The organism is Methylobacterium sp. WL120, from assembly GCF_008039465.1.
GTDB classification, from domain to species: domain Bacteria; phylum Pseudomonadota; class Alphaproteobacteria; order Rhizobiales; family Beijerinckiaceae; genus Methylobacterium; species Methylobacterium cerastii.
In genome coordinates, this window is sequence record NZ_VRUT01000137.1 from 1 (window position 1) to 12792 (window position 12792).

Genomic DNA, 12792 nt, shown 5'->3' on the forward strand with positions numbered 1-12792 from the left:
CCCGGGCTCTGGCGGCCGCGCAGCCGGGGCGCGCGGGCGGCGGCCTTCGCCGGGCGCCACAGCCTGGCGATCTATCTCCTACACCAGCCGCTGCTTCTGGGTGCGCTGACCGGCCTCGTCGCGGTGACCGGGCCGCATCCCCGTGCCGGTTTGGCGAAGTTCCGGGCGGACTACGTCGAGACCTGCACCCGCACCGGCGGCGAGCCGGCTTCGTGCCGGATCGCGGCCCGCTGCACCGGCGACGCCCTGCGTAAGGAAGGCCTGTGGTCGGTGGAGGGCCGCGGCTTCACCGCGCCCGAGCGGGTGCGGGCGCAGGGCCTCTCGCAACGCTGCTACGAGGCCTCCGAGGGCACGGCTCCGGCGCCGTAGATCGCTCGAAGGCCGAGGTCTGTCAGTCCTTGGCGCGCTCGACGTAGGCGCCGTCGGCGGTCATCACCACGATGCGGGTGCCGGTGGCGATGTGCGGCGGCACGGTGGTGCGGACGCCGTTCGAGAGGGTGGCCGGCTTGTAGGAGGAGGAGGCGGTCTGCCCCTTCATCGCCGGCTCGGTCTCGGCCACTTCGAGGACCACGCGCTGCGGCAGCTCGATCGTCAGCGCCACGTTGTTGTATTGCGAGACCATCACGGCCATACCCTCCTGCAGGTAGGGGGCGGCGTCGCCGACCACGTCGGGCGGAACCTGGATCTGCTCGTAGCTCTCGGGGTTCATGAAGTGGAACCCTTCGCCGTCGCTGTAGAGGAAGGTGTGCTCCTTGTCCTCGACGAAGGCGCGCTCGACCTGCTCGGTGGTGCGGTAGCGCTCGGACACCTTCACGCCGTCGGTGATGCGGCGCATGTCGAGCTGCGTCACCGGGGTGCCCTTGCCGGGATGGATGTTCTCCGCGAACAGGATCACGTAGAGCTTGCCGTCCTTCTCGACGACGTTGCCCTTGCGGAGGGTAGAAGCGATCACCTTCACGGGGTCAGGTCCTGCGTTGACAAGGCGGGGTTCGCGCGCCTAGCGCGATGCCCCGCGGGAGAGGCATATCCCTCGAGAGCGATATCGGGCTCCGGCACTATCCTATCCGCGGCCCGGTTGCCAGCCGCGCCAGTATCGGTCCGCCGGGAGCGCGCGTGTTCGAAGCCGGAAACGTCCGATCCGCCGATCCAAGGTCCGCTCGGTGCAGGGCCTCTCTGTGCAGGGCTGCCCGGTGACGGACGCCCCCTCCCCCTGGTGGGCGCCGCACCGGCACGCCGACCGGCGCCCGCTGCTGCTGCTGCGCAACCGCATCGCCCATGCGTTCCGCGGCCACTTCGCGGCGCGCGACTTCGTCGAGGTCGAAGCCGCCTGCCTCCAGGTCTCGCCCGGCAACGAGGCGCACCTCTCCGCCTTCGCCACCGAGGCGATCGGCGGCGACGGCTTGCGTGCGCCGCTCTACCTCCACACCTCGCCGGAATTCGCCTGCAAGAAGCTGCTGGCGGCCGGTGAATCGCGGCTGTTCAGCCTCGGCCACGTCTTCCGCAACCGCGAGCGCGGGCCGCTGCACCATCCCGAGTTCACGATGCTCGAATGGTACCGGGCGGCCGAGCCCTACGCCGTGCTGATGGCCGACTGCGCCGACCTCCTGCGGCTCGCGGCCGAGACCGCCGGGACGGCGCGGCTGCGCCATCGCGACCGGACCTGCGATCCCTTCGCCGAGCCCGAGCGGCTGACGCTGGCCGAGGCCTTCGACCGGCATGCGGGGATCGACCTTCTCGCGACGGTGTCTCCTGACGACGCGACCGATCGCGAAGGGCTCGCGGCGGCCGTCGCGCGGACGGGCCTTCGCGTCGCGGACGACGACACCTGGGCCGACCTGTTCAGCCGCGTGCTCGTGGCGCGGATCGAGCCGCATCTCGGCCAAGGGCGCCCGACCATCCTGTGCGAGTACCCGGTCAGCGAGGCGGCGTTGGCGCGGCCGAGCGCCGACGACCCGCGGGTGTCGGAGCGTTTCGAGCTCTATGCCTGCGGCGTCGAGCTCGCCAACGCCTTCGGCGAGCTGACCGACGCCGCCGAGCAGGGCCGGCGCTTTTCCGCCGAGATGGCGGAGAAAGAGCGCGTCTACGGCGAGACCTACCCGATCGACGCCGACTTCCTCGCGGCGCTGGCCGTCATGCCGGAGGCGTCCGGCTGCGCGCTCGGCTTCGACCGCCTGGTGATGCTGGCCGCCGGCGCGCCGCATATCGAGGACGTGATCTGGACGCCCGTGGCGGGCGGGACGCGATGAACCGCCCGCTTCGCAGCCCGGACGACCTCGCCGCGGCGGGGCTGGTCTCCCCGGCCGAGCTGCCGGCCCTGCGGGCGGTGGCCGCGCGCTACGCCGTGTCGATCACGCCGGACATGGCCGAGCTGATCGACCCGTCCGATCCGCACGACCCGATCGCCCGCCAGTTCGTGCCCCGCGCCGAAGAGGTCGTGACGGCGCCCGAGGAGCGGGCCGACCCGATCGGCGACGTGGTCCACGAGAAGCTGCCCGGCCTCGTCCACCGCTACCCGGACCGGGTGCTGCTGAAGCCGCTCCACGTCTGCCCGGTCTATTGCCGCTTCTGCTTCCGCCGCGAGGTGGTCGGGCCGGAGGGCGCGGGCACGCTGAGCGAGGCCGAGCTGGACGCGGCGCTGGCCTACATCGCAGCCGACCCGGCGATCTGGGAGGTCGTGCTCACCGGCGGAGACCCGTTCGCGCTCTCGCCGCGGCGCCTCGCCGACATCGCGCGGCGCCTAGGCGCCATCCCGCACGTCAAGGTCCTGCGCGTTCACACGCGGGTGCCGGTGGTGAGCCCCGCCCTGGTGACGGACGCCCTCGTCACGGCGCTGAAAGGTTTCGGCCGGGCGGTGTTCGTGGCCCTGCACGCCAACCACGCCCGCGAGTTCGCCGCCGAGGCGCAGGCGGCCTGCGCGCGGCTGGTCGACGCCGGCATCCCGATGGTGAGCCAGACGGTGCTGCTGGCCGGAATCAACGACGACGCCACGGTGCTGGAGGCGCTGATGCGGGCCTTCGTCGAGAACCGGATCAAGCCGTACTACCTGCACCATGGCGACCTCGCGCCCGGCACCGCCCACCTGCGCACCGGCCTCGACGCCGGGCAGGCGCTGATGCGCACGCTCCGCGGCCGGCTCTCGGGGCTGGCCCAGCCGACCTACGTCCTCGACATCCCCGGAGGCCACGGCAAGGTGCCGGTCGGCCCGGGCTACGTCGCTGCGGATCGCGGCGGCACCCGGGTCACCGATCCGAACGGCGGCGTGCACGCCTACCCCCCGAAGATGAGCGAGCGGGACTAAGCCGATGCGCAGGCTCTGGGGGCGGGCGAACTCCGTCAACGTGCAGAAGGCCCTGTGGGGCCTCGACGAATCCGGCCTGGCTTACGAGCGGGTCGAGGCCGGCGGTGCGCACGGCGTGGTCGCGGACCCCGCCTACCAGGCGATGAACCCGAACGGCCTGGTGCCGGTGCTGCAGGAGGACGGTTTCGCGCTCTGGGAGTCGAACGCGATCCTGCGCTACCTCGCCGACGGGGCGGAGGGCGCGTTGCGCCTGCCCGACGACCGGCGCGAGCGGGCGCAGGTCCAGCAATGGCTCGACTGGCAGGCGACGAGCTTCACCCCGGCGATGCGCGACGCCTTCTGGCAGCTCTACCGTGCGACGCCGGAGACCCGCGACCACCCGCTGATCGCCGATTCGCTAGAACGGTCGGAGGCGCTCGCCGCGATCCTCGACCGGCATCTGGCCGGCCGCGCCTTCGTCGTCGGCGCGCGCTTTTCGATCGCCGACATCGCGCTGGGCTGCGCCGCCCACCGCTGGCTCGCCCTGCCGGCCGAGCGCGTCGAGCGCCCGGAGATCCGGCGCTGGTACGATGCGCTCGCGCAGCGCCCCGCCGCCGCCCGGATCTTCGCTGCGCCGATCAGCTGACGTTCGAACCTCCTCGCTGACCCGCCTTGCCCGCGCACCCGCGCGACCCAGTTTGAGCCACGCGGGCGCCATGTGGCCCGCCCGGAGATTGCACCTCGATGGCCCTCGATCCGACCCTGCGCGACGCCCTCTCCGCGGTCACCGTGGCGAGCCTCGCCCGCGCCCTGGCGCGCCGCGGCGTGCCGGCCTGCTCGCTCTCCGGCCTCGCCGGCTCCGGCCGCGCCGTCGGGCCGGCCGTGACGCTGCGGATGATCCCGTCGCGGGGCGCGGTCTCGCACTCGCTCGCGCAAGCCGTCGAAGCGGTGCCCGAGGGCGCCGTCGTGGTGGTCGACACCGGCCGTTCCGGGCTCGCCCTCCCCTTCGGCGCGATCCTGGCCGCGCGGCTCGCCGCCCGCGGCGCCGCCGGCCTCGTCACCGACGGCGCGCTTGCGGCCGAGAGCGGGCTTGCGGTCTGGGACGCGGCGACGGCGCCGGCCGAGGGCGCGCTGCAGCTCGCGGGCTCGGGCGAGCCGGTCTCCTGCGCCGGCGCCGCGGTGCATCCCGGCGACGTCGTCGTCGGCGGGCCGGACGGCGTGGTGGTGATCCCGGCCGACATCGCCGAGGCGGTGGCCCTGGAGGCCGTCGAGCAGCAGCGCCTCGATCTCTGGCTCACCCGCGAGGCGGAGAAGGGCGCGAGCCTCGCCACCCTGCTGCCGCCGGACGCCGCGACCCTGGCCCGCTACGAGGCCGAGACGAAGGCCTGAGGGCCGACGCCCGCCGGACCCGCGCCGATGTTCTTTCCGCTCTCGAAGGTGATCTTCTTCCTGATCACCCCCTCGAACCTGTTTTGCCTCGTCGGGCTCGCCGGCGTCGCGCTGACGCTTGCGACCGCGCGGCGGCGCCTCGGCGGCACCTTGAGCGCGTTCGGCCTCTTCGGCCTGCTCGCGGGTGGACTCTCGCCGCTCTCGGCCTGGGCGGTGCTGCCGTTGGAACAGCGCTTCCCGGCCTTCGCCGACGACCGGCCGCCCGATGGGATCATCGTGCTCGGCGGCGGGATCGAGGCCGGCCTGTCTTCGGGGCGCAACCAGGTCGTCGTCAACGATGCCGGCGAGCGGCCGATCTACATGGCCGACCTCGCGCGGCGCTATCCGCAGGCGCGGCTGATGTTCTCCGGCGGCAGCGGCAGCCTCGTCGACGGGGCAATCGCCGAGGCCGACATCGTCAGCCGCGACGCCGACACCCTCGGCCTGCCGCGCACCCGGCTGATCCTGGAGAACCGCTCGCGCAACACCCGCGAGAACGCGCTGTTCTCCGCCGCCATGGCCCAGCCGAAGCCGGGCGAGCGCTGGCTGCTGGTCACCTCCGCCTTCCACATGCCGCGGGCGATCGGGTGCTTCCGCGCGGCGGGCTTCGACGTCGTCGCCTTCCCCGTGGACTACCGCACCCGCGGCCCGCGCGACGCGCTGCGCTTCGGCAGCTTCGCCTCGGAGGGGCTGCTGGTGCTCGACCTCGCGGTGAAGGAATGGATCGGCCTCGCGGTCTACCGGCTGGCCGGCTACACCGACGCGCTGCTGCCTGGGCCGGATCAGGCTTCGGGCAGCGACAGCCGGTAGATGCCGCGGAAGTCGTCCGGGTCGGCGGGCTTGCCCTTGCGCAGGATCGCGAGGCGGCCGGCCTTGGTCAGGCGCACGGCGATGCGCCGCACCGGCTGCATCAGCGGGCTCCACTGGTCCGGGTTCGGACCGGCCAGCGCGCGGGCGACCTCGGACGGGCAGATCGTCTTGCCGGGACCGCGCTCGGCGACGAGGCGCAGCATCGTCTCCTCGATCGCGGCTTCGCTGCGGGTTCCGGTGCGGTCGTCGCTCACGGCGGGGATCCTTGGCGTTTCGGGTCGTCGTCGGCGAGCAGGATCGTGCGGATCTCGGAGACGAACTGGCGCCGCCACATCACGAGCACGACCCCCGTCGTGGAGGCGACGAGGAAATAGGGGCTGACGAACCAGCCGAGATAGGCCAGCGCGAAGAAGAACGCACGCTGCCCGCGGGCGAAGTGGCTGCCGGCCGCGGTGTTCATCGCCGCCACCCGGCGCGCGGCGCGCAGCATCTCCGCCTCGCCCGCGCCCGAGCCCTTGGGCGGCACCGTGCCGAGCAGGATCGCGCTGTAGTTGAACAGCCGGTAGGCCCAGGCGAACTTGAAGAAGGCATACACGAACACGACGGCGAGGCCCGCGACCTTGATCTCCCAGGTCGTGCGCGTGGCGATCGTGCCGAAGGGCAGCGTGCCGAACAGGTTGAGCACGTCGTCGCCGGAGCGCGACAGGGTCAGGACGCCGCCGAGCGCGATCAGCGAGGTCGAGGCGAAGAAGGCGGTGCCGTTCTGCAGCGAGGCGTTGATCGTGGTGTCGACCACGCGGTTGTCCCGGACGATGAGCTGGCGCGCCCACTCCTCGCGCTGCGCGTTCATGATCTGGCTCAGCGACACCATCCGGCCGCGCAGGCGCCCGACGGAGAGGCCGTACCCGACCCAGGCCAGCACGAAGTAGATCAGCGCGCCGAGGTCGATCGGCGAGAAGGCGGCAGGCAGGTAGGCCGAGAGCAGCGAGGCGGAAGGCAGGTCGGTCATCGTCCCGGGGAGCGTCGGCTCGAGCTTCGCCGACGGCCAGGCAGGCGCGCCTGCCGCAGGGCCAAGCGATGGCTACCCTGGACCGCCCCGCGCTGTCGAGGCGCGCGAGAGCGGGCCGTCCAGGCGCGCTCGGTCCATCCGCGGACGTCTCAGCGTCGGATGGCGAACCCGGCGACATCGGGCTCCGGCTCCGCCGCCTGCGTTTCGACCCGCTCGACATGCGCACCCGGCGGCCCCGCCCGGCAGGCCTGCACCATCGCGTCGACCGCGGCCGCCGCCCCGGTGAAGGTGGCCTCGACCGCGCCGTCCGCGCGGTTGCGCACGTGCCCCGACAGGCCGCGCGCCTCGGCCTCGCGCTGGGTCCAGGCGCGATAGCCGACGCCTTGCACCCGGCCGACGATCACGACGGCGACGCTTCTGCTCTCATCCATGGCCGGACAACCCGGTCGGACGCCCGCGGCGCCAGCCGCGCAGCTCGCGCAGGTAGGCTGGCGGCAGCTGCGCCGCCTCGCCCGCCGCAAGCACCGCTTCGAGGTAGCCCGGCTTCGGCACGCCGTAGGCGGTGGAACGGCCGAGATAGATCAAGGCGCGCTTGACCCCGCCCGGGGTCGCGACAGGCTGCGTCGCCTTGACGTAGAGGCCGCCGGCGACGCCCTCGTAGCGGCCGAGCGCCGGCACGTCGGCGAGCGCCAGCTCCCACAGCACGCCCCAGACCGTGTGGCGCCCGTCGCGCACCACCGAGGCGTAGCCCTCGCGCATGACGATGAAGCGGTGGCGGTGCAGCCGGCCCTGCCCGATCAGCCGCGAGGCCGGGCAGCGGGCGGCCATGGCGGCGGCGTCCATGTTCGCGCCGTAGGCGAAGTAGAGGGGCATTCCTGTTCCGGCCCCCGACCGGAAAATGGACGACTGGCTACTTGCCGGATTTCTGGTCGTCGCGGCGGATAGCCCATTCGTTGGCACGCATCGCGAGGTAGGCCACCGTCAGCATGGTGGCCGGAATCACGAAAATCACGAAGATCTCGCCGGAGTTCATGGTTTGAGGCTCCGTAGAACGCGTCTTGCGATCCAATGTATGCCGAAACCGGTGCAAAGCCAGACGGCCGCGAAGAACACGGTGACGCCGGTCGGTTTCGGAGCATTCGCGATACCGAAGCTGACAGCCGTCACAGGCGTGACGACGTCGATGATGATGAACGCCGCGGCGATGGTGTTGAGCCCGGTGGCGAGCAGTTTGGTCTGCTCGTTGTGGATCAGGCTCATTCCGCGCCGGCCTCAGGATGCTGGGGCGATCAGGCGAATTCCAGGATCACCGCGTCGACCGCGAGGCTCTCGCCCTCCTTGGCGTGAATCTTCTCCACGGTGGCGTCGCGCTCGGCGCGGAGCACGTTCTCCATCTTCATCGCCTCGACGATGGCGATGGCCTCGCCGTTCTTCACTTCCTGGCCTTCCTTCACCAGGATCTGCTTCACGAGGCCGGGCATCGGGCAGAGCACCTGCTTGCCCGAGCCGGCATCCTCCTTGACCGGCATCAGCGCGGCGAGCTCCGCCTCGCGGCGGGTGTAGACGCGGGCGTCGGCCGCGGCGCCCGCGTGCTGGAGCGCGACGCCGTTGAGCAGCCCGCGCACCTGGATCGCGACGCGCTGCGCGCCGATCGTGCCGGTCCAGACCGGCTCGCCGGGGCGCCACTCGCTCTCGACCACGTGGGCGGTGCCGTCGGCCTCGGTGACGACGAGGCAGTTCTGCGCCAGCGCGTCCTCGTGCGGATCGACGGTGACGGGGAAGGCTTCGCCCGCCAGCATCACAACGCGGTCGCGCTCGAAATGCAGCAGGCCCGGGTCGCGCATCTGGCCGGAGATGCCGCGCTTGCGCGCATTGAGCTTGTGGTCGATCGCGGCCGCCGCCGCCATCATCCGCTGGGCCACCGCGCCCTTCGGCTCGGGCGCGGAGAACCCTTCCGGGAACTCCTCGGCGATGAAGCCGGTCGACAGCGCGCCCTCGCGCCAGCGCGGATGCGCCATCAGGGCGGCGAGGAACGGGATGTTGTGGCGGATGCCGTCGATGGCGAAGGCGTCGAGCGCCTCGGCCTGCAGCTCGATCGCTTCCGCACGGGTTGGCGCCCAGGTCACGAGTTTGGCGATCATCGGATCGTAGTGGATCGCGATCTCGCCGCCCTCCTCCACGCCGGTGTCGTTGCGGACCTTGCCGTTGCCGAACTCGCCCTCCTCCGGCGGCCGGTAGGTGGTGAGCCGGCCGATCGAGGGCAGGAAGTTGCGGGTCGGGTCCTCGGCGTAGACGCGGCTCTCCACCGCCCAGCCGTCGAGCTTCACCTGGTCCTGCGTGAGCGGCAGCGTCTCGCCGTAGGCGACCCGGATCATCAGCTCGACCAGGTCGACGCCGGTGATCATCTCGGTGACCGGATGCTCCACCTGGAGGCGGGTGTTCATTTCGAGGAAGTAGAACGACTTGTCCTGGCCGGCGACGAACTCGACGGTACCGGCGGAATCGTAGTCCACGGCCTTCGCCAGGGCGACGGCCTGCTCGCCCATCTTCCGGCGGGTGGCCTCGTCGAGGAGCGGCGACGGCGCCTCCTCGATGACCTTCTGGTTGCGGCGCTGGATCGAGCATTCGCGCTCGCCGAGGTAGACCACGTTGCCGTGCTTGTCGCCGATCACCTGGATCTCGATGTGGCGCGGGTCGGTGATGAACTTCTCGATGAACACGCGGTCGTCGCCGAAGGACGACGCGGCCTCGGACTTGGCGCGGGCGAAGCCCTCCGCGACTTCGCCCGAGGCGTAGGCGATGCGCATGCCCTTGCCGCCGCCGCCGGCCGAGGCCTTGATCATCACCGGGTAGCCGATGCCGTCGGCGATCTCGACCGCGTGCTCGGGGCTCTCGATCACGCCGAGGAAGCCCGGCACCGTCGAGACGTCGGCGGCCGCCGCCGCCTTCTTCGATTCGATCTTGTCGCCCATCGCGGCGATGGCGCCGGGGTTCGGCCCGATGAAGACGATATTGGCTTCGGCGAGCGCGTTGGCGAAGGCCTCGCGCTCAGACAGGAAGCCGTAGCCCGGATGCACCGCCTGCGCGCCCGTCCGCTTGCAGGCGTCGATGATCTTCTCGATGACGAGGTACGACTGCGACGCCGCCGCCGGGCCGATGTGGACGGCCTCGTCGGCCATCGCAACGTGCACCGCGTCACGGTCGGCGTCCGAGTGGACCGCCACGGTCTTGATGCCCATGCGCCGCGCCGTCTTGATGACGCGGCAGGCGATCTCGCCCCGGTTTGCGATCAGGATCTTGTCGAACATCTTTTGGCGCGCTCGAGTCAGGTCGTCTTCAGGAACCGGCTTGGCGTGAGCCGGACAGAACGTTCCCGTTAAAGCAGATCACGAGGCGACGGAAGCTGTGCCGGAGGCCGAGGGCGCGGCCCCGGCGGTGAAAAGTTTTTGGCTCCGGTTCAAGCTGCAAGTTCAGGCTGTAAGCGCCCGCAGCAAGTTCACGCCGCGCGGGCGAAGCGCGGCCGGTCGGCCTTGGCCGGCTCGCGGGTCCAGCGGTTGGCGTCCAGCGCGAACGCCATCAGCGCCTCGGCGCTGCCCTCCGCCTCGCGGACGATCTCGACGGCGATGCGCGCGCCGGCCGGCGTCGGGCCGGTATGCCCGGCGAGCGACGCGGAGAGCCAGGCGGCGACGGCGCGGTCGACGTAGCCCGAGGGACGCTCGCCCCAGACCGCGAAGTCGACCACCAGGGCGACCAGCGCGTCGGCGAAGGCCGTGTCCGCGTCGGGCACCGCCCGCTCCAGGGCGATCAGCATGTCGGCCTCGTCGCGATGGGCGATCCCGTCCGGCAGCACGTCGCGCAGCAGGGCCTTCACGTCGGCCGGCGTGATGCGGCCCTCGGCGACGGCATGGTTGCAGAAGTCTTGAAGAGAAACGTTGATCATGACCGAATTCTCCTGCGACCTTTGTTCGGTCGCCGCCTGTCCTCGTATGTATTGGACTGTACGAGGCAGATCGTCTTGAGAAGTTAACGGCCAAATCTGAACCGGCGTTCAGGTTAAAGCGTGCTCACGAATGAGCGTTTCGGGAATCTTGCTTTTTTCGGTCGGAATGTCGGCTTCGGTCGAGACAAGACGACGGCTGCCCGCTCTCTATGAGCGTGGATGGAGCGCCATTCGCTGACCGCTCGCTCCGTCATTCCGGGGCGCCGCAGGCGAGCCCGGAATCCAGAACCGCCGACGGCGTCGGATCTGGCTGGCATCAGCGGTTCTGAATTCCGCTCGCAGCTTCGCAGCCCGGGAATGATGCGAGGAGACTGCTCGAGGGTCGCGCGTCAGCGCACGATCACCGTGGCGCCCACCGGCACGCGGTTGAACAGGTCGACCACGTCGATGTTGCGCATGCGGATGCAGCCGGACGAGGCGGCCTGGCCGATCTTCTCCGGCTCGTTGGTGCCGTGGATGCGGTAGAGCGTGTCGCGCCCCTTGTCGGAGAGGTAGAGGGCGCGGGCGCCGAGCGGGTTGCCGGGGCCGCCCTGCATCGGGTGCACGTGCGGCCAGCGCTTGACCATCTCGGCCGGCGGGTTCCAGGCCGGCCACTCCGCCTTGCGGTCGACCGTGGCGGTGCCCTTCCAGCCGTAGGCTTCGTCGCCCACGGTGACGCCGTAGCGCATCGCCTTGCCGTCGGGCAGCACGAGGTAGAGCTGCCGCTCCATCGTCTCGATCACGATGGTGCCGGGCCGCTCCTTCGTCGGATCGGTGACCTGGTAGCGGGCGAAGTGCGGATCGAACTCGGCGTCCGGCACCAAAGCCATGAAGGCGGTGTCCCGCGCCGACAGAGTCGGATCGGGCACCGCCTTGAAGTTGCAACCCGAAAGCAGCACGGCACACGCGATGATCGGGGCGAAGCGCATGTCGGACGTCTCTCGAGCACGTCTCCGCCGTTCGAACCAGAGTTGACGGAAACTGAGCGGAGCATAGGCGCAGGTGGCACTTCGGCGTAGCCTCCTGCGTTGCCCGCGGGCACAATGCCAAAGGCTGTTGCCCGGTTGCGACAGCTGCGTCCGCGGCGCGACGGCGTGCGCGAGCCGGAGGGATGATCGTGACGACCCTGTACGTGAGCCACCCGGCGGCCCTCGACCACGCCGTGCCCGAGGGACATCCCGAGCGGCCCGACCGCATCCGCGCGATCGAGCGCGTGCTGGAGAACGAGCGGTTCGCCGGCCTCGTCCGCACCATGGCGCCCCAGGCCGAGGCCTCGGTCGCAACGCTCGCCCACCCGGCCGAGTACGTCGAGGCCATCGTCGCCGCCGCCCCGAAGGAGGGGATGGTCGCGATCGATTCGGATACGCTGATGTCGCCGGGCAGCCTGGAGGCGACGCTGCGCGCCGTCGGCGGCGGCATCCTCGCGGTCGACGCGGTGATGGGGCGCGAGTGCAGCAACGCCTTCGTCGCCATGCGCCCGCCCGGCCACCACGCCGAGCGCACCCGCGCGATGGGCTTCTGCCTGTTCAACCACGCCGCCATCGCCGCGCGCCATGCGCGCGCCAAGGGTGCGAGCCGGGTCGCGCTGGTCGACTGGGACGTGCACCACGGCAACGGCTCGCAGGACATCTTCTGGGACGACGCCGACGTGATGTACGCCTCGACCCACCAGATGCCGCTGTTTCCCGGCACCGGCGCCGCCTCCGAGCGCGGCGCGAAGGACACCATCGTCAACGTGCCCCTGCGCCCGGGCGACGACGGGGCGATCTTCCGCGAGGCTTTCGAGGCCGGCATCCTCGCCCGCGTCGAGGCTTTCGCCCCCGACGTGATCATCCTGTCGGCGGGCTTCGACGCCCACCACCTCGACCCGCTGGCCAACCTCCGCCTGACCGAAGCCGACTTCGGCTGGGCCACGCGCAAGCTGATGGAGGTCGCCGACCGCCATGCCGGCGGCCGCCTCGTCTCGATGCTGGAGGGCGGCTACAGCCTCGACGGCCTCGGCCGCTCGGTCTCCGCGCATGTCGACGCCCTGATGGGGCGTTGAGGGAGAGCGGCAGAAACACCGCGCGAAATTCGGGACAATTCGGCAATCGAAACCGGGATCGTGTGGTAATGCCATCCTCAAGGTGAGGCGGCAGGATAGCCGCGTGTTTGGGGGGATGGATCGGGTGCGGCAGCGGCGGACCTCCGGTTGGATCTGGGGTGGGGCGATCGGGCTGGCGGCCTTGGGCGTCGCGGCCCTCCTGGCCGGCGACGAGATCCGGCGGGCGGCCTCGCGGATCGTCGGCG

16 protein-coding genes and 1 pseudogene are annotated in these 12792 nt (G+C 71.3%); 7 read left to right on the forward strand and 10 right to left on the reverse strand.

Going from position 1 to position 12792, the window contains the following annotated elements; translation table 11 throughout:
- Positions 1-369 (forward strand): annotated as a pseudogene (locus FV229_RS20715) (hypothetical protein); the annotation flags it as partial.
- Between the two features lie 22 nt (positions 370-391).
- Here the strand turns inward: FV229_RS20715 and efp are convergent.
- Entirely contained in the window at positions 392-958 is a 567-nt protein-coding gene (gene efp / locus FV229_RS20720) for an elongation factor P (RefSeq protein ID WP_147753769.1), read from the reverse strand.
- Positions 959-1190: 232 nt separating this feature from the next.
- Here efp and epmA point away from each other — a divergent pair, with 232 nt between their 5' ends.
- The 5 genes from epmA to FV229_RS20745 all read left to right on the forward strand — a co-directional run bounded on the left by epmA (position 1191) and on the right by FV229_RS20745 (position 5515).
- Positions 1191-2246 (forward strand): EF-P lysine aminoacylase EpmA, encoded by a 1056-nt coding sequence (epmA, locus tag FV229_RS20725; RefSeq protein WP_147753782.1) that lies wholly within the window; start codon positions 1191-1193, stop codon positions 2244-2246.
- Positions 2243-3298 (forward strand): lysine-2,3-aminomutase-like protein, encoded by a 1056-nt coding sequence (locus tag FV229_RS20730; protein ID WP_147753770.1) that lies wholly within the window; start codon positions 2243-2245, stop codon positions 3296-3298. Before epmA ends, FV229_RS20730 begins: the two co-directional genes overlap by 4 nt.
- A gap of 4 nt (positions 3299-3302) precedes the next feature.
- Entirely contained in the window at positions 3303-3923 is a 621-nt protein-coding gene (locus FV229_RS20735; RefSeq protein ID WP_147753771.1) for a glutathione S-transferase, read from the forward strand.
- A gap of 98 nt (positions 3924-4021) precedes the next feature.
- Positions 4022-4666 (forward strand): dimethylmenaquinone methyltransferase, encoded by a 645-nt coding sequence (locus FV229_RS20740; RefSeq protein ID WP_147753772.1) that lies wholly within the window; start codon positions 4022-4024, stop codon positions 4664-4666.
- Between the two features lie 27 nt (positions 4667-4693).
- On the forward strand, positions 4694-5515 hold the full coding sequence (locus tag FV229_RS20745) for a YdcF family protein (protein WP_147753773.1): 822 nt from the start codon (positions 4694-4696) through the stop codon (positions 5513-5515).
- Here the strand turns inward: FV229_RS20745 and FV229_RS20750 are convergent.
- The 9 genes from FV229_RS20750 to FV229_RS20785 all read right to left on the reverse strand — a co-directional run bounded on the left by FV229_RS20750 (position 5488) and on the right by FV229_RS20785 (position 11432).
- Positions 5488-5718: a DUF3253 domain-containing protein gene (locus FV229_RS20750; protein WP_147753783.1), complete on the reverse strand. Its 231-nt coding sequence runs from the start codon at positions 5716-5718 to the stop codon at positions 5488-5490. The genes FV229_RS20745 and FV229_RS20750 overlap by 28 nt on opposite strands.
- Positions 5719-5765: 47 nt before the next feature.
- Positions 5766-6524 (reverse strand): DUF599 family protein, encoded by a 759-nt coding sequence (locus FV229_RS20755; RefSeq protein WP_147753774.1) that lies wholly within the window; start codon positions 6522-6524, stop codon positions 5766-5768.
- Positions 6525-6673: 149 nt separating this feature from the next.
- Positions 6674-6955 carry an acylphosphatase gene (locus FV229_RS20760; RefSeq protein WP_147753775.1) on the reverse strand — a complete coding sequence of 94 codons (282 nt, stop codon included), beginning with the start codon at positions 6953-6955 and terminating at the stop codon, positions 6674-6676.
- Positions 6948-7397 carry a gamma-glutamylcyclotransferase gene (locus tag FV229_RS20765; RefSeq protein ID WP_147753776.1) on the reverse strand — a complete coding sequence of 150 codons (450 nt, stop codon included), beginning with the start codon at positions 7395-7397 and terminating at the stop codon, positions 6948-6950. Before FV229_RS20765 ends, FV229_RS20760 begins: the two co-directional genes overlap by 8 nt.
- Before the next feature lie 37 nt (positions 7398-7434).
- Positions 7435-7557 (reverse strand): hypothetical protein, encoded by a 123-nt coding sequence (locus FV229_RS28470; RefSeq protein ID WP_281406738.1) that lies wholly within the window; start codon positions 7555-7557, stop codon positions 7435-7437.
- The gene (locus FV229_RS20770) at positions 7554-7784 is read right to left on the reverse strand and encodes a hypothetical protein (protein WP_147753777.1); all 231 of its coding nucleotides are present in this window, start codon (positions 7782-7784) and stop codon (positions 7554-7556) included. The genes FV229_RS28470 and FV229_RS20770 overlap by 4 nt, the downstream gene beginning before the upstream one ends.
- A 29-nt stretch (positions 7785-7813) precedes the next feature.
- Positions 7814-9832 carry an acetyl/propionyl/methylcrotonyl-CoA carboxylase subunit alpha gene (locus FV229_RS20775; RefSeq protein WP_147753778.1) on the reverse strand — a complete coding sequence of 673 codons (2019 nt, stop codon included), beginning with the start codon at positions 9830-9832 and terminating at the stop codon, positions 7814-7816.
- 188 nt (positions 9833-10020) lie between these two features.
- The gene (locus FV229_RS20780; protein WP_147753779.1) at positions 10021-10464 is read right to left on the reverse strand and encodes a hypothetical protein; all 444 of its coding nucleotides are present in this window, start codon (positions 10462-10464) and stop codon (positions 10021-10023) included.
- 389 nt (positions 10465-10853) lie between these two features.
- Positions 10854-11432: a L,D-transpeptidase gene (locus tag FV229_RS20785; RefSeq protein WP_147753780.1), complete on the reverse strand. Its 579-nt coding sequence runs from the start codon at positions 11430-11432 to the stop codon at positions 10854-10856.
- Positions 11433-11620: 188 nt separating this feature from the next.
- Here FV229_RS20785 and FV229_RS20790 point away from each other — a divergent pair, with 188 nt between their 5' ends.
- Positions 11621-12547 (forward strand): histone deacetylase family protein, encoded by a 927-nt coding sequence (locus tag FV229_RS20790; RefSeq protein ID WP_147753781.1) that lies wholly within the window; start codon positions 11621-11623, stop codon positions 12545-12547.
- Positions 12548-12792: the final 245 nt, after the last annotated feature.

What these genes read in the sequence shown, in the direction of transcription:
- FV229_RS20730 (WP_147753770.1), top strand. Translation starts at nt 2,243, where the DNA reads ATGAACCGCCCGCTTCGCAGCCCGGACGACCTCGCCGCGGCGGGGCTG.
- FV229_RS20735 (WP_147753771.1), top strand. Translation starts at nt 3,303, where the DNA reads ATGCGCAGGCTCTGGGGGCGGGCGAACTCCGTCAACGTGCAGAAGGCC.
- FV229_RS20740 (WP_147753772.1), top strand. Translation starts at nt 4,022, where the DNA reads ATGGCCCTCGATCCGACCCTGCGCGACGCCCTCTCCGCGGTCACCGTG.
- FV229_RS20745 (WP_147753773.1), top strand. Translation starts at nt 4,694, where the DNA reads ATGTTCTTTCCGCTCTCGAAGGTGATCTTCTTCCTGATCACCCCCTCG.
- FV229_RS20750 (WP_147753783.1), bottom strand. Translation starts at nt 5,718, where the DNA reads ATGCTGCGCCTCGTCGCCGAGCGCGGTCCCGGCAAGACGATCTGCCCG.
- FV229_RS20755 (WP_147753774.1), bottom strand. Translation starts at nt 6,524, where the DNA reads ATGACCGACCTGCCTTCCGCCTCGCTGCTCTCGGCCTACCTGCCTGCC.
- FV229_RS20760 (WP_147753775.1), bottom strand. Translation starts at nt 6,955, where the DNA reads ATGGATGAGAGCAGAAGCGTCGCCGTCGTGATCGTCGGCCGGGTGCAA.
- FV229_RS20765 (WP_147753776.1), bottom strand. Translation starts at nt 7,397, where the DNA reads ATGCCCCTCTACTTCGCCTACGGCGCGAACATGGACGCCGCCGCCATG.
- FV229_RS28470 (WP_281406738.1), bottom strand. Translation starts at nt 7,557, where the DNA reads ATGAACTCCGGCGAGATCTTCGTGATTTTCGTGATTCCGGCCACCATG.
- FV229_RS20770 (WP_147753777.1), bottom strand. Translation starts at nt 7,784, where the DNA reads ATGAGCCTGATCCACAACGAGCAGACCAAACTGCTCGCCACCGGGCTC.
- FV229_RS20775 (WP_147753778.1), bottom strand. Translation starts at nt 9,832, where the DNA reads ATGTTCGACAAGATCCTGATCGCAAACCGGGGCGAGATCGCCTGCCGC.
- FV229_RS20780 (WP_147753779.1), bottom strand. Translation starts at nt 10,464, where the DNA reads ATGATCAACGTTTCTCTTCAAGACTTCTGCAACCATGCCGTCGCCGAG.
- FV229_RS20785 (WP_147753780.1), bottom strand. Translation starts at nt 11,432, where the DNA reads ATGCGCTTCGCCCCGATCATCGCGTGTGCCGTGCTGCTTTCGGGTTGC.